We start from the raw sequence: 26,094 nt of genomic DNA on the forward strand, positions 1-26,094 counted from the left end.
CTCTTTCGGGGCAATCTCGGGCACTTGGAAAACCCTTAATGGGATGTTGTTCTATCCCATTAAGTTGATCGGTCGCCTGACCATATCGTCAAAATAATCTCTGCAAAAGACGGCCGCTCCGTTTGGAGGGCCGTCTTTTTGGTATAAGAGGACGGAATGACTAACACGAAAGGTATGACCATGCCCCAGATTGATGATGCAGAGCTGTTTGGCAATGCCGAGGACCGGCGTGCGTACGAGGACTTTTGCGCCAATCAGGAGGCGGTCGAGAAGTTTACGCTCGACAAGCCCGCGCTTATCTGCCGTTGGCGCATGTCCAACAAAAAGGTGCCCATGCTCAACCGTCACATTCGCGCGCTGTCCGAGCGCTTGGTGCAGGGCGAGCCGCTTACCCATAACATGCTCAGCTGGGCCAAGCAGCACGTTGAGTGGTCGCTTGCCGAGGGCGATTACACCGCGCACGACGGCGTGCTCATGCTGGTGATCGACGTTAACGGCAATGCCGCCATGACGGTGGGTGAGTACGAGCCGCTGGCCGATACTTCGGCCAAGGCGCTGCGTGCCCGCTCCGCCGAGGCCCGCTCCGAGGCCGACGAAACCGGCGTGGCGCCCGAGCTGCTCGCTGCCGTCAACAACGGCGAGCTGGCCTTTGTGGCGCCGGCGGACGAGTGCCTGTGTGGCACGGCGACGCTCATAGAGCAGCTGGCCCAGACCAAGGGCATCCCGGTCACGCGCGTGGACATTCCCGCACAGCTCAAGGGCGCCTTGTTCCTGGTAAGCGACGAGCACGGCGTGGTGCCTGCCACCGACGCCGACGCCGCCGAGTCTGATGCCGCGACGGTCGCCTTCTTTGCCGACGGCTACGAAAAGCTTCGCGCCCGCCGCTAAATGATTATTCTGGGACGGGGATTAAAGAATCATTTTGGTTCCCGCCACCGCTGCGAGTGCGAGGCGGACAAAACGCCCCCGCTCGCGAACAGTTCTGTCACCTTGGCGACGTGCGTGGCGCGCACCTGCAGTTTCGCAGCCATAATGGTGGCAAGACAATCAAGAGGGGAGCGGAATCCATGGCGCTAATCTATATCGTTGAGGACGACGAGCCCATTCGTCGTGAGCTTGTCGACATCCTTGCCCGCGCCGGGTTTGAAATCGAGGCCTGCGAATCGTTCGAGCATGTCTCGCGCGATATTCTCGCCGCCGCGCCCGACCTGGTGCTGCTCGACCTCACGCTTCCCGTCAAGGACGGCCAGCATATCTGCCACGAGGTTCGCCGCGAATCCGAGGTCCCCATCATCGTCCTCACGTCGCGCACGACCGAGATCGACGAGGTCATGGCCATGACGCTCGGCGCGGACGACTTCGTTCCCAAGCCCTATAGCGCACGCGTGCTCGTGGCGCGCATCAATGCCTTGCTGCGTCGCACCGCGGCGGCGGGCGAGCGCAGCACGCTCGTCCACAAGGGGCTGGAGCTCGACCTCGCCCGCTCCATGGTCACCAACACGCAAACCGGCACTAGCACCGAGCTCACCAAAAACGAGCTGCGTATCCTCTCGCTGCTTCTGAGCCGCGCGGGCAAGATCGTTTCGCGCTCGGCCATCATGCAGGACCTGTGGGACTCCGACGCCTTCGTGGACGACAATACGCTCACCGTCAACATCAACCGCCTGCGCACCACGCTCGAAAAAATCGGCATCAAGGGGTATTTGACGACGCATCGCGGCCAAGGCTATTCGGTCTAGGGGCCGGCTATGTCGTTTGGCAAGTTCTTTAAAGATGCACTGCTTCCCGTCGCCGTGTGGACGTGCGGCGTGCTGCTGAGCTGCTTTGTGCTGACGGTCGCCGGCGCACCCGTTTCTATCGTGGTCGTGGCGGTTGGCGTGTCCTTTATCTTCGGTATGCTCGGCATCGTGATCGAGTACGCTCGCCGTCGCCGTTTTCTGCGTCAGTTGGAGCGCGCGGCAGAGGAGCTCGAGAGTCCCGCATGGGTCCAGGAGATGGTGCAATGCCCGACCTATGCCGAGGGCGAGCTCGAGTACGAGGTCCTGTGCCGGGTGGGCAAAGCCGCCTGCGACGAGGTTGCCGAGGGCCGGCGTCAGACCGATGACTATCGCGACTATATCGAGAGCTGGGTCCACGAGGCCAAGCTGCCCCTGGCGGCGGCCCATCTGATTTTGGAAAACCTGGATGGCAGCGAAGACGACCTGTCGCGTGTGGATGACCTGGGTCGCGAGCTGGCTCGCGTGGAGCGCTATATCGACCAGGCACTGTACTACGCGCGCTCGGAAGTCGTGGAGCGCGACTACCTGATTCGTCGCTGGAATCTCAAGACCTTGGTGACGGGCGCGATTAAAGCCAACGCGCGCGAGCTTATCGCGGCGCACGTGGCTCCGGTGTGCGAGAACCTCGACTTTGAGGTCTTTACCGACGAGAAGTGGCTCGAGTTTATTCTAGGCCAGCTTATTCAGAACAGCATCAAATATGCGCGCGAGGACGGCGCAAAGATCGTGTTTTCGGGCGCGTTGCTGGACGAGGGCCTGGCGAGCGAACGCATCGAGCTTACCGTCGCGGACAACGGCTGCGGCGTGAGCGCGGCCGACCTGCCGCGCGTGTTCGAGAAAGGTTTTACCGGCGACAACGGCCGCACCACCAAGCGCGCAACGGGCATCGGCCTCTACCTGGTGGCGCGTCTGTGCTCCAAGATGGGCATCGACGTCACCGCAGCATCCGACTCCGGCGAAGGCTTTGTCGTAACGTTTTCCTTCTCAACGAACAAGTTCCAATACTTTGAGTAGCCGGGCCGTCTTGCGGTGCGGACGGCTATGTTCCCGAACGTGAACTTGACTAAGGCAACTGGCGTTATGTTCCCGAACGTGAACATAACTATGAGGCTCAAATGGATCTCCCAAAACAAAAACGTGCAGCCCAAACAAAACGTGCCGCCCCAAACGGGGCGGCACGCCATCTTTTATCAGCCAACTCGCTGAAGTAAGGCCGCGAAGGCCGCGAGGCCGGGAGGGGTTTCCTAAGGGCACATCCCGCAGCCGCAACGCGGCGAGGACGTGCCCGTGGAAACCCCGCAGGCCCCGCGGCCGGTGGGAGCAACGCTACTTCACAACCAAAATGTCGCAGTCCGTATTGCGCAGCAGGAACGTCGAAATTGAACCCAGTAGCGCATACTTGATCGAGGACAGGCCGCGGGCGCCGCAGAGCACCAGGTCGGGCTTGACCACGTCGAGCATCTCGTCCTTGAGCGTCTCGCGAATGCGGCCGGCGCGAATCATGACCTCGACCTCGGGAATGTCGGGATTGGCCTTGGCCTCTTCGAGCTGCTTGGCGATGGAGTTCTTAAATGCCTCCTCTAGGCCGTTGACCAGGTCGACCGGATAGGAGCCGGCGCTCTCGAGTGCCGTGGAATCGATGACGTGGCCGATGATCAGCTTAGCGCCGTTGTTCGCGGCGACTTTGATGGCGCGTGCGAGCACAAAATCCTGCTGCTCAGTACCGTCGAGTGAAACAAATACCTTGGTGTAGCCCTCGTTCATGGTTTCCTCCTTGGTCTATCGCACGGGCGCGGGGCTCGTGCGTCGGGCGGGCGCGGGTGCGTTGACCGCCGGACACTTTATCTTGTTGCAGTTATACCCAAGGATTTCGGTTTAACTGCTCGCAATTCTGTGAACGGGCGAGTTTTTTGGTAAGGGTAGGCGCGGTCGCACCGCCAACGGTTGATAATGGGACATCGCCCGCATCGTCCGCAGAACATCTACCGGCGGGTGTCTAACGAGGGGGTCCCTTTGGATATTATCGAGCTTCTAAAATCTGCCTTCATGGGCCTGGTCGAGGGCATCACCGAATGGCTGCCCGTTTCGTCGACGGGCCACATGATCTTGGTGGACGAGTTCGTCAAGATGAACGTGAGCGAGACGTTCTGGAATATGTTCCTGGTCGTGATTCAGCTCGGCGCCATTCTGGCCGTCTGCGTGCTGTTTTTCCACGAGCTCAACCCGTTCTCGCCTAGCAAGGGCAAGGAGGGCCGTCGCGACACCTGGGTGCTGTGGGGCAAGATTGTGCTCGGTTGCATTCCTGCGGCGGCGATCGGCCTGCCGCTCAACGACTGGATGGAGGAGCATTTCTACAATGCTCCCGTCGTGGCGCTGGCGCTCATCGTGTACGGCGTGCTGTTTATCGTGATCGAGAACTGGCGCGCGAGCAAGCGCGAGGAAATGGCCGTTGCCGGTTCGTTTGGTTCGCGTGCTGTGGTGTCGGGTGGACGTCCCGCCGGTGCGCACTTTGCGGCGCCCGCCACGGCTACCGCTGAGGATGAGGACGATGACGAGAACCTGGACTTTGGTTCCATCGCCACGCTCGAGGACCTCAGCTGGAAGACTGCGCTGGGTATCGGCTGCTTCCAGGTGCTTTCGCTGGTGCCTGGTACGTCTCGCTCCGGTTCTACCATCATCGGCGGCCTGCTTTTGGGCTGCACGCGCTCGGTGGCGTCTAAGTTCACGTTCTTCCTGGCCATTCCTGTCATGTTTGGCGCGAGTGCGCTCAAGCTGGTCAAGTACTTCATCAAGGGCGGCACGTTCGGCACCAACGAGATCGCCATCTTGGGCGTGGGCTGCGTTGTTGCCTTTGTGGTTTCGCTCATCGCCATCAAGTGGCTCATGGGCTTCGTCCGCCGTCACGACTTTAAGTGCTTCGGTGTTTACCGCATCATCCTGGGCATCGTAGTGCTCGCATACTTCTTCGTTCTGGAGCCCATGCTCGGCCTCTAACTTAGTCGACGCTGCGCGGCGGCCAGAGCGACAGCTTGTCATTCAAAGAGGGTGGCATGACCAAAAGGTCTATGCTGCCCTCTTTTTTGGGCGATGGGGTGGGTCCGATGGTGGCGCACGGAGTCGTGGTGTGATTTGCGTCGGTGTCCGCGCGGCTCGGTATACTGGTACGGCTCAAACTATGGCGCTGCCCGCAGGCGCGCCGTCCGTCAGATGAGGAGTCGCCCATGACCCAGCCCTTGCCCTGGGAAAAGAACACCACGGTACCCGTGCCTCCCGCGCCGGAACCCGTGCCGCTCGATGTATACGTCGCCCCCGCTGCGCCGGAGCCCGAACTCGTCCCGCTCGACATCTACGACGCTCCCGCGCCGGCTCCTGCGCCCGCAAAGCCGTTTGTCGACATCGACAGCCTTAATCCCGCCCAGCGCGAGGCGGTGCTCACCACCGAGGGTCCGTTGCTGGTCCTCGCCGGCGCCGGCTCGGGCAAGACCCGCGTTTTGACCTTCCGCATCGCACATATGCTCGGCGACCTGGGCGTTAAGCCTTGGCAGGTTCTTGCCATTACGTTTACCAACAAGGCCGCGGCAGAGATGCGCGAGCGTCTGGCGGCGCTCATTCCCAGCGGCACCCGCGGCATGTGGGTGTGCACGTTCCACGCCATGTGCGTGCGTATGCTGCGCGAGGACGCCGATCTGCTGGGCTACACCGGGCAGTTCACCATCTACGATGACGACGACTCAAAGCGCATGGTGCGCGATATTATGCAGGCGCTCGGCATCGAGCAAAAGCAGTTCCCCATCAACATGATCCGCAGCAAGATCAGCTCGGCCAAAAACGCCATGATCGGTCCCGAGGATATGCTCAAGTCCGCCGATAGCCCCAACGACAAAAAGGCCGCGCAGGTCTACTTGGAGCTGGAGCGCCGCCTGCGCGCCGCCAACGCGATGGACTTCGACGACCTGCTCGTACGCGCGCTCGAGCTGCTGCGCACCCGCCCCGAGGTGCTCGACAAGTACCAGGAGCGCTTCCGCTACATTAGCGTCGACGAGTATCAGGACACCAACCACGTCCAGTACGAGATCGCCAACCTGCTGGCCGCCAAGTACCAAAACCTCATGGTCGTAGGCGACGATGACCAGTCCATTTACAGCTGGCGTGGCGCCGACATCACCAACATCCTGGACTTTGAGAAGGACTTTAAAAACTGCAAGACCGTCAAGCTGGAGCAGAACTACCGCTCCACGGGTCATATCCTGAGCGCCGCCAACGCCGTGGTGCGTCACAACTCGCAACGCAAGGACAAGCGCCTGTTTACGGCCGAGGGCGACGGCGAGAAGATCCAGGCCTTCCAGGCAAGCGATGAGCGCGACGAGGGCCGCTGGATTGCCGGCGAGATCGAAAAGCTGCACTCCAAGGGCACGAGCTACGACGACATCGCTGTGTTCTATCGCACCAACGCCCAGTCGCGTATTCTCGAAGATATGTTCCTGCGCGCGGGCGTGCCCTACAAGATTGTGGGCGGCACGCGATTCTTCGACCGTGCCGAGATCCGCGACGTCATGGCCTACCTCAAGATGATCGTGAACCCGGCAGACGAGATGAGCGTCAAGCGCGTCATCAACACGCCGCGTCGCGGCATCGGCTCCACCTCGATCCAAAAGATCGAGCAGCTTGCGCGCGGCAACCGTTGCTCGTTCTTCCAGGCCTGCGAGATCGCAACAGCCGAGACGGGCATGTTTAGCGCGAAGGTGCGCAACGGCCTGTCGAGTTTTGTGGCGCTGGTGCGCGAGGGCCGCCGCATGGACGGCGAGCTCAAGGACGTCGTCGAGATGATTGTCGACAAGACGGGCCTGCTGCAGGCGTTCCGCGCCGAGGGCACCATGGAGTCCGAGAGCCGCGCCGAGAACATCCAGGAATTCCTGGGCGTCGCTGCCGAATTTGAGGAGACGCACGAGGATATCGAGGGCACGCTCGAGAGCTTGGAAGAGCTGCGTGCAGCCGGTGTTGCCGATGTGCCTGTCAGTGCCGAGCCCGAGCCCGTCGTGGTGAGTGCGCCCGCGCCCGAGCCGGGGCCGTCCGCTCCGGCATCCTCGTTTGAGGCACTTGTCGGCGCTCGTGACGCCGCGGGCTCCAATCCGCTCGATAGCCTAGCCGCCCCGGCGCTCTCGCCGCAGGATGCCTTGGCCGCCGCCATCGCGGGCAACGCGTATGCCGTGCCAACAGAGCTACCGGCGGGCGCCGTGCATGCCGACGAGATCGAGCGCACCTACGGTCCGCTCACCTGTAAGGCACTGCCGGCACTCATGGAGTGGCTGGCCCTGCGCTCCGACTTGGATTCCCTGGCCGGCGAGACGCATGCCATTACCATGATGACCATCCACTCCGCCAAGGGCCTGGAGTTCCCGGCGGTGTTCGTGGCCGGCATGGAGGAGGGTATCTTCCCGCACGTGCACGACTTTGGCGGCAGCGATGACCCGGGCAAGCTCGAGGAGGAGCGTCGCCTGGCCTACGTTGCCATCACGCGTGCCCGTAAGCGCCTGTTCCTGACCTATGCGGCCACGCGTCGCACCTACGGCTCGACCTCTGCCAACCCGCGCTCTCGTTTCCTCAACGAGATTCCGTTTGAGGATATCGAGTTTAGCGGTATCGGTTCTGCCGGTTTTGAGGGCACGGGCTGGGAGAAGCGCGGCGACCGTCACGGCACCTTTGGCTCGGGCATGGGCTCGGATATGTATGGCGGCAAGGTGTTCGGTTCGCATACGCGCTCGACCGGCGGTTCCGGTTCGCGCGGCGGATCGAGCTTCGACGATTTCTTTGGTGGCAGCACCTATGGCACCGAGCGCCATCGCGGGGTTTCGCCCGACGCCGGCCGTGTTGCCTCGACCTTTGGTTCGGGCGCGCCGCGAGCTAAAAAGCCGTCGTCCAAGGTGTCGCCGACGGTGGAGCGCAAGGTCGATCGCGCCAGCGCGTCGCAGGACTTTGCCGCGGGCGATACCGTGAGCCACAAGACCTTTGGCACCGGTACCGTGATCTCGGTCGCCGGAGACATGATCGAGGTTCAATTCGAAAAAACCGGCCAGACTAAAAAGCTCATGAAAGGTTTTGCACCGATCGTCAAGCTGTCGTAATCCCGGCGGACCTGGGAGGGCGTATGGGGCAACATCGCCTGCTCGGGCAGTCCTGCGCAAGACGGAGAGCACATTAAGTGCTCTCCTTTGCGTGCGGAACTCGCGATCGATGTTGCCCCATACGCCCTCCCAGGTCCTTTGATAACGCTGCTTGCGAACGTCGCTTTGCTCGTTCGTTTTTTGGTCTGGAGAGCCGGGTGGGCTGATATATAGATACGAGTAGGGGCTCCTCCGTTGATGAACGGGGGAGCCCCTTGTTTCGTTTTGGTTGTTGTTGCGACCTAGAGGTGGCTGATGATCAGTTCCATCTTGCCTTTGAGGTCAATGGAGCTGACGGTACTGGGTGCCAGCAGGTGACTGCCCTTGTGGACGGGGTCGCCGCAGACGGTGCCTTCGCCGTCGATGACCGACAGACACATGAAGGGCCAGTGCTGGTCGAGGGTCTTGCTGCCGTTGACGCGCACGCGATCGACGGTGTAGCAGGGGTTGGACTCGAGTTCGGTCACGCCGTCGACTTCGGGCGCGGTCACGGTGCCGTCGGTCGGGGCCTGAGAATCAAAGTCGATGCAGTCGAGACTCTGCTCAATGTGCAGGGGACGCAGTTTGCCGTCGGTGCCGGGACGGTCGTAGTCGTACAGGCGATACGTCACGTCGCTCGACTGCTGCGTCTCCAAAATGAGCGTGCCGGTCTTGATGGCGTGGACGGTACCGGAATCAATCTGGAAAAAGTCGCCCTTGTGAATCGGCAGCACGTTGAGCATGTCGTCCCAGCGGCCGTCCTCGATCATACGCGCGGCCTCGGCGCGGTCGTGCGCGCGCTGTCCGACGATGATCGTGGCGCCGGGCTCGCAGTCCAGCACATACCAGCACTCGGTTTTGCCCAGGCTGCCGTTCTCGTGCTCGGCGGCGTACTCGTCGTTGGGATGGATCTGGATCGAAAGGTCGTCCTTGGCGTCCAGAATCTTAATGAGCAGCGGGAACCCCTTGCCCTCGCAGTTGCCAAAGAGCTCGCGGTGCTCGGCCCACAGCCATGACAGCGTGTGACCGGCGTACGGGCCCTCAGCGATCTGGCAGTCGCCGTTGGGGTGTGCCGAGATGGCCCAGCACTCACCGATGGGACCCTCGGGAATGTCATAACCAAATACGGTTTCGAGCTGGCGGCCGCCCCAGATCTTCTCGTGAAAGATCGGCGTCAGTTTAATCAAATCGGACATGTTCATACCCCCATGGTGTTGCGCGGCCGCCCACTCTAAACGAGCCGTAACGAGCGCCCGCATGACTACAAAAACCTATGCCAACGTTACGTTGTGCAGCTCAAAGCGGTCACCAACGTTGCGCGAGATCGAATGCTCAAAGGCGGTGCCGCTATCCAAAAAGCCAATCTGGTTGAGCTCGAGCAGGGGAGAGCCGGGTTTGGTGTCCAGGCGCTCAGCCTCTTCCTCGGTTGCCGCTACGGCGCGAATGGTGCGGTGGAAGCTCGAAATCTTCAGCCCGCATTGCTTGCGGATGAAGCTGTAGACCGATCCATACAGGTCTTTCTTTTTAAGGCCCGGAATCAGCTCGAGGGGCATGTAGGTGTACTCGATAACGATGGGCTTCTCGTCGACCTGGCGCACGCGCACGATGTGATAGGCAAAGTCGTCCTCGGCAATTCCCAGCTGGGCAGCGACGTCTGCTGGCGGATTGACAATCGAGAAATCGTAGACCACCGAGGTCACCTTCTCCCCGCGGTGCTCATACGAAAAGCCCTGGGAGCGATCGTTCTTGCCCTGGAAAAACGCCTGGCCGGGAAGCCCCGCCGTGTCCTTAACGTAGGTGCCCGATCCGCGCCGGCTGGTAACAAGACCTTCATCGGTAATCTGCTCAATAGCTCGTTTGACGGTGATTTTGGAAACGCTATAGAGCTCGCAGAACTCAACGACGGTGGGCAGCTTGTCGCCCGGCTTTAGAGCGCCGTCCTCGATGCTTCGACGGATATCTGCAGCTATTGCCTCGTATTTGGGAATCATGGAACCTCCTTTCCGGCTTGATTGAGTACAAACGAAAGTATAGTCCACGCCTAAGCATCCCTATTGCGTTTTTGAAAAGTTCGAGAAAGAGATAATTGAAAAACGCTTCTCTTTAACAACTAGAGCGCTTCAAATTAATATGCACTCTAATAATGTGGTATTGAGCAAATTGATTGGCTCGAGGACGGGGTTGGGCCGTTTTGCCGCCCAGCGAACCGAATTTCATGCCTTGCGTTTTCCCAGATAAAACCTGCCAAAACAAACCTGTCCCTTTTTGACAGGTTTTTGCCTGGGGAGCGGTACCATACAGGCAATGTTTAAACGAGAAAGGTGGGCTCCCATGGAACCTAAGCAGTACTATATCGGCATCGACGTTGGCGGCACTTCGGTTAAGGAAGGCCTGTTCGACGAGGACGGCAACCTGCTTGCCAAGGCCAGCGTGCCCACGCCTCCTATCGTTGACGCCGCGGGCTTTGCCGCGGTGACCGAGGCTATCGACCAGGTGGTCGCCAAGGCCCAGATTCCGCGCGCCTTTGTGGCGGGTATTGGCCTGGCCGTTCCGTGCCCCATCCCGGCATCGGGCGATGCCAAGGTCAAGGCCAACATTGCCATTAACCTGCCCGAGCTAAGAGTCGCCATTCAGGAGCACTGCCCCGACGCGGTCGTTAAGTACGAAAACGATGCCAACGCCGCTGCCATGGGCGAGGCCTGGCTCGGCTCTGCCAAGGGCGTACAGAACGTGGTGATGGTCACCATCGGTACCGGCGTGGGCGGTGGCGTTATCGTTAACGGCGACGTGGTATCGGGCGTTGTGGGCGCCGGCGGCGAGATTGGCCACATGTTCCTGAACCCCGAAGAGGAGCGCACCTGCGGCTGTGGCGGCCATGGCCATCTGGAGCAGTATTCCAGCGCCACCGGCGTGGTGAGTAACTACCTTGCCGAGTGCAAGAAGGCGGGCGTCGAGCCCATCGAGCTCACCGGGCCTTCTGATTCCAAGGACGTGTTCCAGGCCTGCCGCGAGGGTGACAAGCTCGCGCTGGCAGCTGCCGATACCATGGCCGACTATCTCGGCCGCGCCCTGGCGCTTATTGCCAACGTGGTCGATCCCGAGATGTTCCTGATCGGCGGCGGTGCTTCCGCTTCGGCCGATGTCTACCTCGACAAGGTCCGCGAGCACTTTAAGCAGTACGCGCTCTCCGCCTCGCGCGAGACGCCCATTAAGGTCGCTTCGCTCGGCAACGACGCCGGCATCATCGGTGCCGCTTACGTAGCCCTGCGCGCCGCCGGTAAATAGCTGGTGCGGGGGCAGGTGGTGAGGGGGTAGGCCTCGCCTCAACGTTTGTCCCAAATTGCGCTGCGCCCCTTCCGTTTCAGAAGGTTCGGCGTCAGCGTGCTACCATAGACACGTATGAGTACACACACGCATATGGAGGAAACCCATGGCAAACGTTCTTGTCTTTGGTCACCAGAACCCCGATAACGACGCCATCATGAGCGCCGTCGTCCTGTCCCAGCTGCTCAACCAGGTTGAGTATGCCGGCAACACCTACGAGGCCTGCGCCCTTGGTCAGCTTCCGGCAGAGTCCGCCAAGCTGCTTGCCGACGCCGGCATCGCCGAGCCCCGCGTGATTGAGTCCGTCGAGGCCGGTCAGCTCGTCGTCCTCACCGACCACAACGAGTCCGCCCAGTCCGTCGCAGGCCTTAAGGACGCCACGGTCTTTGGCGTCGTCGACCATCACCGCATCGGCGACTTCGAGACCGCCGGTCCGCTGCACTACATCTGCCTGCCCTGGGGCTCCAGCTGCACCATCGTCACCAAGCTCGCCGACGTGCTCGGCGTTGAGCTTTCCGACGTCCAGGCCAAGCTGCTGCTCTCGGCCATGATGACCGACACGCTCATGCTCAAGAGCCCCACCACCACCGATGTCGACCGCGCCGTTGCCGCCAAGCTCGGCGAGCAGGTGGGCGTCGACCCGGTCAAGTTTGGCATGGAGGTCTTCCTCACCCGTCCGTCCGGCTCCTTCACCGCAGCCGAGATGGTCGGCAACGACATCAAGATGTTCGAGCCCGCTGGCAAGAAGCTGCTCATCGGCCAGTACGAGACCGTCGACAAGAGCCGCGCACTCGGCATGATCGACGAGATCCGCGAGGCCATGCGCGCCTACGCCGCCGAGAAGGGCGCCGACGGCATTGTCCTGTGCATCACCGACATCATGGAGGAGGGCTCGCAGGTCCTGCTCGAGGGCGAGACCGAGGCTGCTCAGAAGGGCCTGGGCATTGCTGACGAGCACGACGGCGTCTGGATGCCGGGTGTCCTTTCCCGTAAGAAGCAGGTCGCTGCCCCCATTATGGCCGCCTGCTAGGTTTAGTTGACCAAACGCCACGACCGGATCGCGGACGCCCCGCGCTCCGGTCGTTTTTTGTGCACGTCGCCGCGTCGTCTCTTGGACAGGCGTGCCTGTGCCGTTGAGCAAATAATGTTCAACCTGTGGTTCCGCTTTTCGGCCGCGCTTGCGCGCTTGTCGCGCAGGGTAGGCTAGATGCAAGCGTAATACGTTAGAGCGCGGCGCCGCCATCTGGGCGGGCCGTGCTTTTTTAAGACGGGAGCTTTCCCGTGAAAGGAGCCGCCCATGGCAGCAACTGAGCAGCTGTTCAATGTTCGTGAGCGCAAGCGCTTTGAACGTCACGACATCTGGGAGCGCATCGCCGAGAACGGCACCATTTCTGCCGCCGTCATGGTGATCGCCGCCATCGCCGCCGTCATCTGCGCCAATACCGATGCCTACGAGGCCATCCATCACTTTTTGGAGACCCCGCTGTATGTGGGTCTGGGCAACCTTACGGCTGGTCTCACCGTTGAGCTTTTCGTCAACGACTTCCTCATGGCGATTTTCTTTTTGTTGGTGGGCATTGAGCTTAAGTACGAGATGACGGTCGGCGAGCTCAAGAATCCGCGTCAGGCCATGCTTCCCATGTTGGCGGCCGTGGGCGGCGTCGTCGTTCCCGCCTGCATCTACCTGATCTTTAACCATGCCGGCGCCCGCAACGGTTGGGCCATCCCCATGGCAACCGATATTGCCTTTGCGCTGGGCGTGCTGTCGCTTTTGGGCAATCGCGTGCCCAACGGCGTGCGCGTGTTCTTCTCGACGCTCGCCATCGCCGACGACCTGATCTCCATCGCCGCCATCGCCATCTTCTACGGTCAGAGCCCCAATCCGTTTTGGTTGGGCGCCGCCGCGCTTGTGACCTGCGCGCTCGTGTGGCTTAACAAGACGCAGCATTACCGCCTTGCCCCGTATTCGGTACTGGGGCTGCTTCTGTGGTTCTGCATGTTCAAGAGCGGCGTACATGCCACGCTTGCTGGCGTCATCTTGGCCTTTACCATCCCGGCCAAGTGTGGCGTCAAGCTCGATAGCCTCACCGATTGGCTGGGCGAGTGCCTGCCGCTGCTCGATGACCGCTACGATGATGAGGCACACATCCTGGGCCAGCATGACTTTACCGTCTCGACAACCAAGGTCGAGCGCGTCATGCACCGCGTGACCCCGCCGCTTATCCGCATGGAGCGTCTGATCTCCACGCCGGTCAACTTTGTGATCCTGCCGATCTTTGCGTTCGTAAACGCTCAGGTTCGCTTAGTGGGCGTGGACATGAGCACGCTGCTCACCGACCCGGTGACGCTCGGCGTGTACTTTGGCATGCTGCTGGGCAAGCCGATCGGCATCTTTGGTATGACGTTTGCCCTGGTTAAGCTTAAGGCCTGCGAGCTGCCGCACAATGTCAACTGGCACATGATTGCCGGCGTGGGCATTCTGGGCGGTATCGGCTTTACCATGTCGATTCTCATCAGCGGCCTTGCCTTCCCGACGGCCCAGTTTGAGGTTCTTGCAGCCAAGGCCGCTATTCTCGCCGGTTCGGTCACCGCAGCCGTGCTCGGCATGATCTACATGAGCGTGGTCTGCAAGCATCCCTCGCCCAAAGACGAGTAAGGGCACATACAAGTTTGAAAACGCCGCTTGTGAACACCATCACAGGCGGCGTTTTAGTCATTAGGGACGTACTTAAATGACGAGGTTTATTCCACGGTGCCGTAGACGGCGCCCCAGCCGTGGGCGGCCAAGGCGGAGTTGAGCTGGTCGCAAAGTGACTGGCGGTCGTAGTAGCCGGGCGGCAAAAGGTTCACGATTTCCATGAGGTCGGGCGCCAGGTCCAAGATTTCGGCCTGTACGATCAGATCCAGGCGGTCGATGGCGTGGCGGTCGTAAAACAGTCCGTCGACCAGGCGCTGCAAGTCGCCGAATTCCTCGGCCTGAAACGATCCGTACTCCATAGTGCCTCCTTGGGCGCCCCACGCCGGCATGCGCGGCGATTCGTAATTGATTGCGATGAACTTAATCTATCACGGCTTCATAACGTTGCGACGATGGCGGTCTATACTTAGACGAACTGCAACGTACCGCTTCGCGAAAGGTCGCACCCCATGCAGACGATCTACCAGAAGATGGAAACCACCGAACTCGATGCCGCCATCGAGGCGCTCAAAGCCGAGGTCGCCGAGGTCAAGGCCAAGGGCCTGGCGCTCGACATGGCCCGCGGCAAGCCGTCGCCCTCCCAGGTGGACATCTCTCGACCCATGCTCGATATCCTCAATGCCGATGCCGATCTGCATGACGGCAACGTCGACTGCTCCAACTACGGCTGCTTTGAGGGCATTCCCTCGGCACGCAAGCTGGCGGGGGAGTTCCTGGGTTGCCCTGCCGAGCAGACGCTCGTGCTGGGTTCGTCGAGTTTGCTGATCGAGCACGACATCGCCGGCATGTTCTGGCGCTGTGGCTCGTGCGGCAGCGACCCTTGGGAGGCTTACGAGGCAGCGCACGACGGCAAGAAGGTCAAGTTCCTGTGCCCCGTTCCCGGCTACGATCGCCACTTTGGCATCACCGCCGACTTGGGCATCGAGAACGTCCCCGTCGCGATGACCGACAATGGCCCCGACATGGACGAGGTTGAGCGCCTGGTTGCCGCCGACGATTCCATCAAGGGCATCTGGTGCGTGCCCAAGTATTCTAACCCCACGGGCATCACCTTTAGCGAGGACACTGTGCGCCGCCTGGTCGAGATGCCCACGGCCGCGCCCGATTTCCGCATCTTTTGGGACAACGCTTACTGCGTGCACGACCTGTACGACGAGACCGACGAGCTCGCAAATATCTTTGACCTCGCTCGCGCGGCGGGCACCGAGGATCGCGTGGTGGCCTTTGCCTCGACGTCCAAGATCACCTTCCCGGGCGCCGGCATCGGCTTTATCGGTGCGAGCCCCGCGGTCATCGCCGAGTTCTCCAAGCGCCTGAAGGCCGGTCTTATTAGCGCCGATAAGCTCAACCAGCTGCGTCACGTGCGCTTCCTTCCCACCATCGAGGCGGTCAAGGAGCACATGAAAAAGCATGCCGAGTTCCTGTGCCCGCGCTTTGAGGCCGTTGAGCGTAAACTCACCGAGGGCTTGGGTAACACGGGTTGCGCCACTTGGACGCATCCCCATGGCGGCTACTTTGTGAGTTTCGATGGCCCCGAGGGCTCGGCCCAGAAGGTCGCCGCGCTTTGTGCCGACCTGGGCGTCAAGCTCACGCCGGCTGGTGCCACCTGGCCTTATGGCAAGGATCCGCGCGACACCAACATCCGCATCGCGCCGAGCTATCCCACGGTCGAGGACCTGGAGGCTGCGCTCGATGTGCTGGTGCTGGCCGTTAAGCTTGTCGCTGCCGAGCTTGCGCGTGCCGAGCGCGCCTAACGCGTAGGGCCCCGCAAGTCCGCGCCTAGTACTATCCGCACTTTCGATACGTAAAGGAGCGTATACATGGATTTGGGTATTTCCACCAACCCCACGCCAGAGCTCTACACCATTAAGGTGACCGGTGAGATCGATATCTCTAACGCCGATAGCCTGCGCAATGCCATCGACCTGGCGCTCGAGCAGCCCACTGAGGCCGTTGAGCTCGATTTTGCCCAGGTGAGCTACATCGATTCGACGGGCATTGGCGTGCTTGTGGGCGCCGCACACCACGCAGCTGATCATGGTAAGCGTTTTAGCTGCGTCAACGTGCAGCCCCCGGTGATGCGCGTGGTTCAGCTGTTGGGCGTCGACCAGGAGATTTCGATCACCGCTGCATAATCTTTGCCCCCAAAAGGGCGTGCCGTTTGGCATATGTTTGTGATGCGCTCGGACGTTTTGGCGTCCGGGCGCTATACTTGACCGAATGAATAGACGAGTTCCGGCCGAATGGCGCGGTGCGGGCTCGACTCACATCGAGCCTTGGAGGTATGTGTGTTTGGTATTGGAGAGGGTGAGCTCGCGATCATCGTGGTCTTCGGCTTTTTGCTGTTTGGCCCGGATAAGCTCCCGCAGATGGGCCGCACGATCGGCCGTGCCATCCGTCAGTTCCGCGAGACGCAGGAAAAGATGACGGCCGTTGTTCAGTCCGAGATTATCGATCCGGTGAGCGAGGCCGCGTCGGCCCCGGTCAAGCCCAAGAAGACTGCTGCGACCGACGACGATTCCGATGCGGACGAGGATGCCGCCGAGACGGCAGCGCCCGCCAAGAAGGAGACCTTTGCCGAGCGTCGCGCCCGTCTTGCTGCCGAGAAGGCCGCAAGCGAGGGTGCTGCTGAGGGCGAAGGCGCTGTTGATGAGGCCGAGGGTACAGAGCCTGCTGCTGCCGTCGAGCCCGAGCCTGCTGCAGAGCCCGAGCCCGAGCCGGCAGAGCCCACGACGGCTGACCTCTACGCCCGTCGTCCCCGCAAGCGCAAGGCCGTCGTCGACCAGCTCGCTCGCGAGCTCGAGGCCGAGGACGATGCCGAGGCTGCTGCCGCCGACGCCCCGAAGGGAGGCGATGAGTAATGCCGATCGGACCTGCGCGCATGCCGCTCTTCGATCACCTGGGAGAGCTCCGTCGCCGCCTGACCATCGTGGTCGTTTCGGTGTTTGCCGCCGCCATCGTGCTGTACTTTGCCACGCCCGTGGTGCTCGATATTCTTGAGGACCCCATCCGCTCCTTTGTGCCGGACGGTAAGTTTTACATCACCACCACGCTCGGCGGCTTTGGCCTGCGCTTCTCGCTTGCCATCAAGATGGCCGTGGTCATGTGCACGCCCATGATCATCTGGCAGATTCTGGCATTTTTCCTGCCGGCACTGCGCCCCAACGAGCGCAAGTGGGTTGTGCCCACGGTGCTCGCCTCGACGGTGCTGTTCTTCCTGGGTGCCATCTTCTGCTACTTCATCATCATCCCGGCGGGCTTTGAGTGGCTCATCGGCGAGACCTCGGCTGTCGCTACGGCGTTGCCCGATCTGGAGAACTACGTCAACATGGAGCTGCTCTTTATGATCGGCTTTGGTGTGGCGTTTGAGCTGCCGCTCATCATCTTCTACCTGTCCGTTTTCCACATCGTGTCCTATGCGGCCTTCCGCAGCGCCTGGCGCTACGTGTACGTAGGCCTGCTCGTGGGTTCGGCTGTGATTACGCCCGACGGCTCGCCCGTTACGCTGGGTCTCATGTATGGCGCCCTGCTCTCGCTCTACGAGATTTCGCTCGCCATCGCTCGCGTGGTCATTACCGCGCGCGAGGGCAAGGAGGGCCTGTTCGTGAGCCGTCTGGACCTGTTCTCGGACGACGAGGACGACGAGGAGTAAATCGGTATGCACGAGGTTGGCATTGTCAACGGCATACTCGATACAGTGATTCGCGCGGCGCGTGGGGCGGGGGCCTCGCGCGCCGTTTTGGTAACGCTGCGTATCGGGGATATGACCGAAGTTGTGCGCGAGGCGCTCGACTTTGCGTGGGAGACGTTTCGCGATGAGGACCCGCTCACGCGCGGCTGCGAGCTTGCCGTGGAGGAGGTCCATCCACAAAGCGAGTGTCTGGACTGCGGCGAGGTTTTCGACCACGATCGCTTCCACTGTCGCTGTCCCCAGTGTGGTGGTGCCAACGTGCGCCTACTGCACGGCCGCGAGCTCGATATCGCAAGTATCGAAATCGAAACCCCCGACGATTAGCCCGCTAGCCATCTGGTGATGGGGTATAAAGGGGCCAAAGTAAGGAGCGCTAAGTATGGCCGAGAAAACGATTGATATTGCATCGCCGATTCTGTCGCGCAACGAGCGCCTGGCAGATCAGCTGCGTCAGCGATTTAATGAGACAAACACCTACGTGATCAATGTGCTGTCGAGCCCTGGCTCGGGCAAGACCACCACGATTCTGGGCACCAACGAGCGCCTGCGTGACAAAGCCGGCCTGCGCTGTGCCGTCATCGAGGGCGATATCGCCTCGGATGTCGATGCCATCACCATGAAGGAAGCCGGCATGCCCGCCATCCAGATCAACACGGGCGGTCTGTGCCACCTCGAGGGCAACATGATCATGGAGGCTGTCGATGCCTTCGACCAGGCTGTGGGTCTGGAGAACATCGACGTCATCTTTATCGAAAACGTGGGTAACCTGGTCTGCCCGGTCGACTTTGACCTGGGCGAGAACCTGTCCATCATGATTCTCTCGGTGCCCGAGGGCGACGACAAGCCCATCAAGTATCCGGGCATCTTCCAGCACGCCGGCGCGCAGCTGCTCAACAAGGTCGACGTGGCCCCGGCTTTCGATTTTGACATGGATAGGTATACTAAGACACTCGATGACCTCAATCCGCAGGCGCCGCGGTTTGCCGTGAGCGCGCGCAAGGGCGAGGGCATGGATGCCTGGTGCGATTGGCTCATCGGGCAGATTGAGCAAGCAAGGGCGTAAGTCGGCCGCCATACGGGCGGGCGTAGCCGCAGAGATACGAGATAGGAGCCTCTTTTGAAGCTCATCATCGCCGAGAAAAACGACGCCGCGCGTCAGATTGCCGAGCGTCTGTCCACGGGCAAGCCCAAAAAGGACAAGGTGTACAACATCGCCATCTACCGTTTTGAGTGGAAGGGCGAGGAGTGCGTGACGATCGGCCTTGCCGGTCACATCCTTGCGCCCGATTTTTGCGACAGCGTGCTGTTCGATAAAAAGCTGGGCTGGTATTCGGTCACCGAGGACGGCGAGATGCTGCCGGCCGATATGCCCGATGGCCTGGCACGTCCGCCCTACGACACCAAGCGCAAGCCGTTTCTTGCTGATGGTATCTCCATCAAGGGCTGGAAGCTCGAGAGCCTGCCTTACCTCACCTGGGCGCCCGTCATTAAGCTGCCGGCCGAGAAGGAGCTCATCCGCTCGCTCAAGAACCTTGCCAAGAAGTCCGACAGCGTCATTATCGCCACGGACTTCGACCGCGAGGGCGAACTGATCGGTTCGGACGCCCTCAACAAGGTGCGCGAGGTTGCGCCCGACTTGCCGGTCGCCCGCGCCCAGTATTCTTCGTTTACCAAGGCCGAGATTACGCAGGCCTTCGATAATCTTGTCTCGCTCGACCAGAATTTGGCCGACGCCGGCGAGAGCCGCCAGCACATCGACCTCATTTGGGGTGCGGTGCTCACGCGCTACCTGACGCTCGCCAAGTTTGGCGGCTTTGGCAACGTGCGCTCCGCCGGCCGCGTGCAGACGCCGACGCTCGCTCTGGTGGTCGAGCGCGAACGCGAACGCATGGCGTTTGTGCCCGAGGACTATTGGCAGATTCGCGGCATGGGTGCCGCTCAGGGTGCTGCCGAGGACGACCGCTTTAAGATTGCGCACAAGACGACACGTTTTACCGACAAAGATGCTGCCGAGACGGCGTACGGCCACGTCGACGGCGCTACGACGGCAACCGTCGCCGCGGTGACCAAGCGCTCCCGCAAGCAGCAGCCGCCCACGCCGTTTGCGACGACCTCGCTGCAGGCTGCCGCCGCGGCCGAGGGCATCTCACCTGCACGTACCATGCGCATCGCCGAGTCCCTCTACATGGCGGGCCTCATCAGCTATCCGCGTGTCGACAACACCGTGTACCCTGCGACGCTCGATCTGGGCGCCGTGGTGAGCGACCTGGCAAAGATCAACCCGGCGCTGGCGCCCGTGTGCAAAAAGGTACTCGCCGGCCCCATGAAGCCCACGCGCGGCAAAGTCGAGACCACCGACCACCCGCCCATCTACCCCACGGGCGAAGGCGATCCGTCCACGCTCGATGGCGGCCAGCGCAAGCTCTACGACCTCATCGCCCGCCGCTTCCTGGCAACGCTCATGGGGCCCGCGACCATCGAGAACACCAAGCTCGAGCTCGACGTCAACGGCGAGCCGTTCGTGGCTTCGGGCGACGTGCTCGTGACCCCGGGCTTCCGCGAGGCGTATCCGTATGGACTTAAGCGCGACGAGCAGATGCCGCCGCTGGAGCAGGGCGATACGGTCGACGTTTTCGACATTAAACTCGAGGCCAAGCAGACCGAGCCGCCCGCGCGCTACAGCCAGGGCAAGCTCGTGCAGGAGATGGAAAAGCGCGGCCTGGGCACCAAGTCCACGCGCGCGAGCATCATCGAGCGCCTGTATGCCGTGCGCTATCTCAAAAACGATCCCGTGGAGCCGAGCCAGCTGGGCATCGCCATTATCGATGCACTGTCGCAGTTTGCCCCGCGCATCACGAGCCCCGATATGACCAGCGAGCTCGACGGCGACATGACCCGCGTGGAGCGCGGCGAGGACACCGAAGAACATGTCGTGACGCACTCGCGCGCGCTGCTGGCCGGCGTGCTCGACGAGCTGCTCAAACATACGCAGGAACTGGGCGACGCCATCAGCGACGCCGTCACGGCCGATGCGCGCGTGGGCGCTTGTCCCAAGTGCGGCAAGGACCTGGTTATGAAGACGAGCGCCAAGACCCGCGGCAGCTTTATCGGCTGCATGGGCTGGCCCGACTGCGATGTGACCTATCCGGTGCCGAGCGGCGTCAAGGTGAGCCCGCTCGAGGGCGAGGCGGCCGTGTGCCCCGAGTGCGGCGCGCCGCGCATTAAGTGCCAGCCGTTCCGCCAGAAGGCCTTCGAGATTTGCGTGAACCCCACGTGCCCCACCAACTACGAGCCTGACCTTAAGGTGGGCGAGTGCAAGGTGTGCGCCGAGGCCGGACGCCATGGCGACCTGATCGCGCACAAGAGCGAGAAGAGCGGCAAGCGCTTTATCCGCTGCACCAACTACGATGACTGCGGCGTGAGCTATCCTCTGCCGGCGCGCGGTAAGCTCGAGGCGACGGGCGAGACCTGCCCCGAGTGCGGCGCCCCCATCGTGGTGGTCAACACGGCGCGCGGTCCGTGGCGCATCTGCGTGAACATGGACTGCCCGACCAAGGAGAAGAAGCCCGCCCGCGGCCGCAAGACCACAACCAAGGCGAGCACGGCGAAGAAGACCACGGCAGCCAAGAAGACGACGGCGGCAAAGAAGGCCACGGCGGCCAAGAAGACGACCGCCAAAAAGACGACGACCAAGAAGGCGGCCGCCGACAAGTAGCGGCGCAGCCGAAACATTGCCCAAAACAAAAACGAGCGAGGACCTCAAGATCCTCGCTCGTTTTCTAGGCAGTCATTGGGGACGTTCTTTAATGACTAGTCGTTTGAGAACGTCGCATGCGACTAGTTCACTTCGACGGGTTTGGCGCCGGGATAGCGCTCCTCAAAGTCTAGGCGGTACTTATTGTCATTGGTGCCCGCCACGTTGTCGCGCGACAGCGGCGCCACGATCTCATTCTTGTGGTCCGCAGGCTTGGCGTATTTCAGGCTGATCTCCCAGGCATCGCAGATCGCGTCGATACGGTGATCCAAGTCGTCATACAGGGCAATGATGTCTTTCCAGGAGCTGTAGTTCTTGGAGCTCGCAGGGACGTCCAGGTCCTCGACGATATCGTAATACTGCTCGATGGTGTCCTCCGTGCGCTCGGCGACGTCGGCGAGATTTTGGCGGGTGGTGCGATCTTCTTCCAGATAGCTGCCATTGAAGGCCTGCGCGCAGGCACGGACCTGGCTATCGAGATCTTCGATCAGATCGTAGTATTCGCCTAGGCGACGGTAGAGGTTTTGCTCGGAGAGGGTCGCTGCGCCGCCATCCTCGTCGTCATCATCGTCATCGTCGTAAAGGCTATTGGGGTCGCCGAGGGGCTTAAGGTCATCGGCGTCAACATCGTGGTGCGGCTTGGTAATCTCGGCAGTCGTTTGCGTGGCAGCGTTGTCGAAAGGCTTGATCACAAAGAAAACGACCAGGGCGATGATGATTGCCACCAGCACAACGACAATGGCGATAAGCGGCTTGGTGCCGCTCTTTTTGGGGGCGGCTGCCTGTGGCGAAGTGGGCGCGTATGCAGATGCCGGTTGCTGTTGGGTTGAGGTACCCGTGACGGACATACGCCGTGTCGTTTCGACCTCTGCGGGGGCAGCAGCGGGGTCGGGGCGATAGGCGAGGGGGTCGTCCGGCTTAGCCTGCGGCGTATCGAGGGAGACGGTCTGCTCAAACGCGGGCTGTCTATTGCCCGCGGCTATCTGTTCAACGGGTGTACCGCACGAGGTGCAGAACTTGGCATCATCTGCAAGAAGTTTGCCGCACGAGGCGCAATACCGAGACATTGCCACTCCTTTCGCCACATTTCAATGCAATACGACGATTATACCCAGCATCCAAAATTCCCCATCATAAGTTGCGGTGAAATAGGGACTGTTTGGCGGTCTCAGAGCTTCAATCAGTCCCTATTTCACCGCAACTTTGGAAAGGCGCCTTTAGCCATTGGGGACGCGCCGAGCACTGGGGTATCATGGCTTGGTTGATATATCTGCATTTACGCGCCTTGTAGGAAGGGGCTGCGCCCATGGCTTTTGAGCCCGCTCAACATAGCTTTATCACGCTCGAGGGCGTCGATGGCGCTGGTAAATCTACGCAGGCGCGCCTGCTTGCCCGTGCGCTCGAGCTCGCTGGCCACCAGGTTGTGAGCCTGCGCGAACCGGGTGGTACTGCCATCAGCGAAAAGATCCGTGCTCTGCTGCTCGACCCCGCCAATACAGCGATGGGCGACACCTGCGAGTTGCTGCTCTACGAGGCGGCGCGCGCCCAGTTGGTGCACGAGGTCATAGCCCCCGCCCTTGCGGCCGGCAAGGTGGTCCTGTGCGATCGCTTCTACGATTCCACGACCTGCTACCAGGCGTTTGCCGATGGCCTCGATCGCCAGATAGTGCGCGACGCCAACAACCTGGCCGTCGCGGGTACGCACCCGGCGCTCACACTCGTCTATCACATCACGCCCGAGCAGGCGGCGCTGCGCATGGCAGCCCGTGGTGCGGCAGATCGCATGGAGGCAAAAGGCATGGCATTCCAGGAGCGTGTCTACCAGGGCTTTTGCGCAATTGCTGCCGAGGAGCCAGACCGCGTAAAGCTCATCGACGCCACTACGACCGTCGAGGAAGTCTTCGAGAAGACGGTCGAGCAGGTTCGCGCGTACGGTCTCGACATTCCGCAGGAAGCCGTCGCCGCCGCGCTTGCCAAGGAGGCCGAGTAACATGGCCCCCGCTCAGGCAAGCCTGCTGGCCAAGCTCGACACCCAAGAGCGCGTGCGCGACTTTTTGACCAATGCCGTCGCTAGCGGTCGCGCATCGCACGCCTACCTGTTTTTGGGCGCGCCCGGCGCGGGCAAGCTCGACGCCGCGTGGGCGCTCGCCCAAGCCTTCCTGTGCGAGCAGGATGGCTGCGGCTCATGCGATAGCTGCGTGCGCGTCGCCCGCCATACGCACCCCGACGTGCACTATTACACGCCCGAGAGCGCCACGGGTTACCTCATTGCCCAGACCCGCGAGCTGCTCGATGACGTGCCACTGGCGCCCATCCGTGCCAAGGCCAAGGTCTACATCATCGACCGTGCCGAGCAACTGCGTGCCAACACCGCCAACGCACTGCTCAAAACGCTCGAGGAGCCGCCCGAGGGCGTTATGTTTATCTTGCTGGGCACCTCGGCCGACGTGATGCTGCCCACTATCGTGAGTCGTTGCCAGTGCGTGCCGTTTCGGCTGGTATCGCCCGCCGTCGCCGCGCAGGCCGTGAGCCGCGCCACCGGTCAGGACCCTGCGCGTTGCCGCATGGCGGTCGCCGTGGCGGGAAGCCCCACACGCGGCATCGAGTTTCTTAAGAGCGCCGAGCGCCAGGACGCCCGCCGTCAGATGGTCCGTGCCATCGACTCGCTCATTGCCGCCGACGAGGCCGACGTGCTCAGCCGCGCCAAGTCACTCATCGTCGCCGTCAAGGCGCCGCTCGCCGAGGTCAAGTCCACGCAGGAAAAGGTGCTCGAGCAAAATGCCGACTACCTGTCGCGTGGAGCATTGAAGCAGCTTGAGGACCGCAACAAGCGCGAACTCAACGCGCGCGAGCGTTCGGGTATCATGGAAGCGCTGGCGAGCGCGCGGACGCTCATGCGCGACGTGCTGCTGACGCTTCAGGATGAGGCGGCCGACGTCGTGAACGAGGATGTGCGCGACACGATCGGTCGGCTTGCCGCCGCGACCAATGTTGCGGGTGCCACCCAGGTGCTCGAGGCGGTCGCAACCGCCGAGCGCAACATCGCCAGAAACGTTACTCCCCAGCTGGCCATCGAGGTCATGCTGTTCGATATCAGGAAGGCACTGAAATGCCGTTAGTCGTACCCGTTAAGTTTACCTACGCCTCGCGCGACCTGTGGTTCGACCCGCAGGATCTGGATATCCTCGAGGCCGATTATGCTATCTGCTCCACCGAGCGCGGAACCGAGATCGGCTTGGTCACGGCCGATCCCTTCGAGGTGCCGCAGGACGAGATCGGCCAGCCGCTCAAGCCCGTGCTGCGCGTGGCGAGCGACATCGACCTGCAGCTTGCCGATGATCTGGCCATCCAAGGCGACGAGGCCATGGTCGATTTCCGTCGCCTGGTCAAGGAGCTCGACCTCGAGATGAAGCCGGTCGGCGTCGAGTACCTGTTTGGCGGCGAGAAGGCCGTGTTCTACTTTGCGGCCGAGGAGCGCGTCGATTTTCGTCAGCTCGTCAAGGATCTGTCCTCGACGCTGCACATTCGCGTCGACATGCGCCAGATCGGCGTGCGCGACGAGACTCGCCTGGTGGGCGGCTATGCCCAGTGCGGCCAGGAGCTCTGCTGCACGCGCTTTGGCGGACAGTTTGAGCCCGTCTCGATCCGCATGGCAAAAGAGCAGGACCTGCCGCTCAATTCCTCCAAGATCAGCGGCGTTTGCGGCCGCCTGATGTGCTGCCTGCGCTATGAGTTCGAAGCGTACAAGGACTTTAAGAGCCGTGCGCCCAAAAAGAAGACGCTCATCGATACGCCGCTCGGCAAGGCGCGTATTCAGGAATATGACACGCCGCGTGAGCAGCTGGTGCTGCGCCTGGAGAACGGCAAGGTCTTTAAGGTCAACCTGGCCGATATGACCTGCTCGGAGGGCTGCAAAAAGAAGGCCGCCGAGCAGGGCTGCAACTGCCGCCCCGACTGCGTGACGCGCGACGTGCTCGAGCGCATCGAGTCGCCCGAGATGCGCCTGGCGCTCATGGAGCTCGACCGCGAGAACGGCGTCGACGTGGGCGATGGCCTGTCGAGCGCCGACCGTCTTGCTGGCACGTCGATGCCCAAGCGCCGTCGTCGCGATGCTGAATCCGATGCTCGCGCCGGTCAGGGGCAGGGCGAGGGCCGTGGCCGCGGAAAGGGCCGTGGCAATGCCGCAACGCCCGAGGCCGAGGAGGCCGCTGGTGGCCGTCGTCGTCGCAAGCGCGCGGGCTCGGGTGATGCTACCGAGGCTGCGGCCGCGGGCAAGAACGTTTCCCGCGAGCGCGAGGCTCAACAGCCCCAGCAGCAAAACCGCGGCGGTGGCATGAACCCCACGCGCCGTCGCCGCCGTCACCTGTCGAGCGAGGAGCGCGAGGATGCCTTCCGCGCTGCAGCTGCTCGCGAGGCTGGTGCCGCTTCCAAGGGTCCCTCGGCCTCCGATGCGCCTGCCGACAAGGGCGGCAAGTCACGTGGCGAGGAGGAGCGCGCCCCGCGTCCGCGCCGTCGCCATTCCTCGGGCGCGCAGCAGAAGCCCTCAGTGCCCTCCGTGGCCGATCAGGTCTCGGATGGCGAGGTCAAGGTCACGCGCCGGCGTCCCGGAGATGGCGGGGGAGCGGCTGCCAAGGCTTCGCGTGGCGCGGCTCGCGACGAGCGCGAGCCGCGCGAGGATCGCGGTGGCGAGGGCTCGGCCGACCAGGGTC

The 26,094-nt window shown here is 62.0% G+C and carries 23 protein-coding genes; 18 read left to right on the forward strand and 5 right to left on the reverse strand.

Annotation, left to right across the window (positions count from 1 at the left end):
• Window positions 1-156: 156 nt before the first annotated feature.
• From DXD24_RS03975 to DXD24_RS03985, 3 genes are all read left to right on the forward strand, one after another.
• Entirely contained in the window at window positions 157-888 is a 732-nt protein-coding gene (locus DXD24_RS03975; protein ID WP_117646227.1) for a hypothetical protein, read from the forward strand.
• A gap of 179 nt (window positions 889-1,067) precedes the next feature.
• On the forward strand, window positions 1,068-1,739 hold the full coding sequence (locus DXD24_RS03980; RefSeq protein ID WP_117646228.1) for a response regulator transcription factor: 672 nt from the start codon (window positions 1,068-1,070) through the stop codon (window positions 1,737-1,739).
• Window positions 1,740-1,748: 9 nt separating this feature from the next.
• Window positions 1,749-2,792, forward strand: coding sequence for a sensor histidine kinase (locus DXD24_RS03985; RefSeq protein ID WP_117646229.1), 1,044 nt, complete (start codon window positions 1,749-1,751; stop codon window positions 2,790-2,792).
• 312 nt (window positions 2,793-3,104) lie between these two features.
• On the opposite strand, the gene DXD24_RS03990 is transcribed toward DXD24_RS03985, so the two are convergent.
• Window positions 3,105-3,542: a universal stress protein gene (locus DXD24_RS03990; protein ID WP_006235921.1), complete on the reverse strand. Its 438-nt coding sequence runs from the start codon at window positions 3,540-3,542 to the stop codon at window positions 3,105-3,107.
• 249 nt (window positions 3,543-3,791) lie between these two features.
• On the opposite strand from DXD24_RS03990, the gene DXD24_RS03995 reads away from it, so the two are divergent.
• Complete coding sequence (locus tag DXD24_RS03995; RefSeq protein ID WP_117646230.1) at window positions 3,792-4,772, forward strand: undecaprenyl-diphosphate phosphatase; 981 nt, start codon at window positions 3,792-3,794, stop codon at window positions 4,770-4,772.
• 227 nt (window positions 4,773-4,999) lie between these two features.
• Window positions 5,000-7,900 (forward strand): ATP-dependent helicase, encoded by a 2,901-nt coding sequence (locus DXD24_RS04000; protein WP_117646231.1) that lies wholly within the window; start codon window positions 5,000-5,002, stop codon window positions 7,898-7,900.
• Window positions 7,901-8,181: 281 nt separating this feature from the next.
• Here the strand turns inward: DXD24_RS04000 and manA are convergent, their stop codons facing one another.
• Both manA and DXD24_RS04010 read right to left on the reverse strand, forming a co-directional pair.
• The gene (manA, locus tag DXD24_RS04005) at window positions 8,182-9,114 is read right to left on the reverse strand and encodes a mannose-6-phosphate isomerase, class I (RefSeq protein WP_370446232.1); all 933 of its coding nucleotides are present in this window, start codon (window positions 9,112-9,114) and stop codon (window positions 8,182-8,184) included.
• A 75-nt stretch (window positions 9,115-9,189) separates the two neighbouring features.
• On the reverse strand, window positions 9,190-9,909 hold the full coding sequence (locus DXD24_RS04010) for a GntR family transcriptional regulator (protein WP_117646233.1): 720 nt from the start codon (window positions 9,907-9,909) through the stop codon (window positions 9,190-9,192).
• Between the two features lie 340 nt (window positions 9,910-10,249).
• Between DXD24_RS04010 and DXD24_RS04015 the strand changes: the two genes are divergently transcribed.
• The 3 genes from DXD24_RS04015 to nhaA all read left to right on the forward strand — a co-directional run bounded on the left by DXD24_RS04015 (window position 10,250) and on the right by nhaA (window position 13,898).
• Window positions 10,250-11,203, forward strand: a complete 954-nt coding sequence (locus tag DXD24_RS04015; protein WP_233502322.1) for an ROK family protein — start codon at window positions 10,250-10,252, stop codon at window positions 11,201-11,203.
• A 145-nt stretch (window positions 11,204-11,348) separates the two neighbouring features.
• Window positions 11,349-12,272 (forward strand): manganese-dependent inorganic pyrophosphatase, encoded by a 924-nt coding sequence (locus DXD24_RS04020; protein ID WP_117646235.1) that lies wholly within the window; start codon window positions 11,349-11,351, stop codon window positions 12,270-12,272.
• Between the two features lie 267 nt (window positions 12,273-12,539).
• Complete coding sequence (gene nhaA / locus DXD24_RS04025; protein WP_117646236.1) at window positions 12,540-13,898, forward strand: Na+/H+ antiporter NhaA; 1,359 nt, start codon at window positions 12,540-12,542, stop codon at window positions 13,896-13,898.
• A gap of 86 nt (window positions 13,899-13,984) precedes the next feature.
• Here nhaA and DXD24_RS04030 read toward each other — a convergent pair whose 3' ends face one another.
• Window positions 13,985-14,239 carry a hypothetical protein gene (locus DXD24_RS04030; RefSeq protein ID WP_022093864.1) on the reverse strand — a complete coding sequence of 85 codons (255 nt, stop codon included), beginning with the start codon at window positions 14,237-14,239 and terminating at the stop codon, window positions 13,985-13,987.
• A gap of 150 nt (window positions 14,240-14,389) precedes the next feature.
• Between DXD24_RS04030 and DXD24_RS04035 the strand changes: the two genes are divergently transcribed.
• The 7 genes from DXD24_RS04035 to DXD24_RS04065 all read left to right on the forward strand — a co-directional run bounded on the left by DXD24_RS04035 (window position 14,390) and on the right by DXD24_RS04065 (window position 21,346).
• A complete protein-coding gene (locus DXD24_RS04035; RefSeq protein WP_117646237.1) occupies window positions 14,390-15,694 on the forward strand; it encodes an aminotransferase class I/II-fold pyridoxal phosphate-dependent enzyme in 1,305 nt (434 codons plus the stop codon).
• Between the two features lie 66 nt (window positions 15,695-15,760).
• A complete protein-coding gene (locus DXD24_RS04040; protein ID WP_089572422.1) occupies window positions 15,761-16,075 on the forward strand; it encodes an STAS domain-containing protein in 315 nt (104 codons plus the stop codon).
• A gap of 153 nt (window positions 16,076-16,228) precedes the next feature.
• The gene (locus DXD24_RS04045; RefSeq protein ID WP_158550143.1) at window positions 16,229-16,801 is read left to right on the forward strand and encodes a twin-arginine translocase TatA/TatE family subunit; all 573 of its coding nucleotides are present in this window, start codon (window positions 16,229-16,231) and stop codon (window positions 16,799-16,801) included.
• Window positions 16,801-17,592, forward strand: a complete 792-nt coding sequence (gene tatC / locus DXD24_RS04050) for a twin-arginine translocase subunit TatC (protein WP_055285525.1) — start codon at window positions 16,801-16,803, stop codon at window positions 17,590-17,592. The genes DXD24_RS04045 and tatC overlap by 1 nt, the downstream gene beginning before the upstream one ends.
• 6 nt (window positions 17,593-17,598) lie before the next feature.
• The gene (gene hypA / locus DXD24_RS04055; protein ID WP_022093859.1) at window positions 17,599-17,955 is read left to right on the forward strand and encodes a hydrogenase maturation nickel metallochaperone HypA; all 357 of its coding nucleotides are present in this window, start codon (window positions 17,599-17,601) and stop codon (window positions 17,953-17,955) included.
• A 55-nt stretch (window positions 17,956-18,010) separates the two neighbouring features.
• The gene (gene hypB / locus DXD24_RS04060; RefSeq protein ID WP_006235936.1) at window positions 18,011-18,694 is read left to right on the forward strand and encodes a hydrogenase nickel incorporation protein HypB; all 684 of its coding nucleotides are present in this window, start codon (window positions 18,011-18,013) and stop codon (window positions 18,692-18,694) included.
• A 54-nt stretch (window positions 18,695-18,748) separates the two neighbouring features.
• Window positions 18,749-21,346, forward strand: a complete 2,598-nt coding sequence (locus DXD24_RS04065; protein WP_117646239.1) for a DNA topoisomerase I — start codon at window positions 18,749-18,751, stop codon at window positions 21,344-21,346.
• Between the two features lie 122 nt (window positions 21,347-21,468).
• On the opposite strand, the gene DXD24_RS04070 is transcribed toward DXD24_RS04065, so the two are convergent.
• Window positions 21,469-22,452, reverse strand: coding sequence for a zinc-ribbon domain-containing protein (locus DXD24_RS04070; protein WP_117646240.1), 984 nt, complete (start codon window positions 22,450-22,452; stop codon window positions 21,469-21,471).
• A 239-nt stretch (window positions 22,453-22,691) separates the two neighbouring features.
• On the opposite strand from DXD24_RS04070, the gene tmk reads away from it, so the two are divergent.
• The 3 genes from tmk to DXD24_RS04085 all read left to right on the forward strand — a co-directional run.
• The gene (tmk, locus tag DXD24_RS04075) at window positions 22,692-23,375 is read left to right on the forward strand and encodes a dTMP kinase (RefSeq protein ID WP_117646241.1); all 684 of its coding nucleotides are present in this window, start codon (window positions 22,692-22,694) and stop codon (window positions 23,373-23,375) included.
• Window position 23,376: 1 nt separating this feature from the next.
• Window positions 23,377-24,504, forward strand: coding sequence for an ATP-binding protein (locus DXD24_RS04080; protein ID WP_117564739.1), 1,128 nt, complete (start codon window positions 23,377-23,379; stop codon window positions 24,502-24,504).
• Window positions 24,495-26,094, forward strand: a 1,600-nt coding sequence (locus DXD24_RS04085; protein ID WP_233502323.1) for a regulatory iron-sulfur-containing complex subunit RicT, incomplete at its 3' end; no start/stop codon positions are given. The genes DXD24_RS04080 and DXD24_RS04085, both read left to right, overlap by 10 nt.

The sequence above is a fragment of the Collinsella sp. TF12-2AT genome (assembly GCF_003436735.1).
Taxonomy (GTDB): Bacteria; Actinomycetota; Coriobacteriia; order Coriobacteriales; family Coriobacteriaceae; genus Collinsella.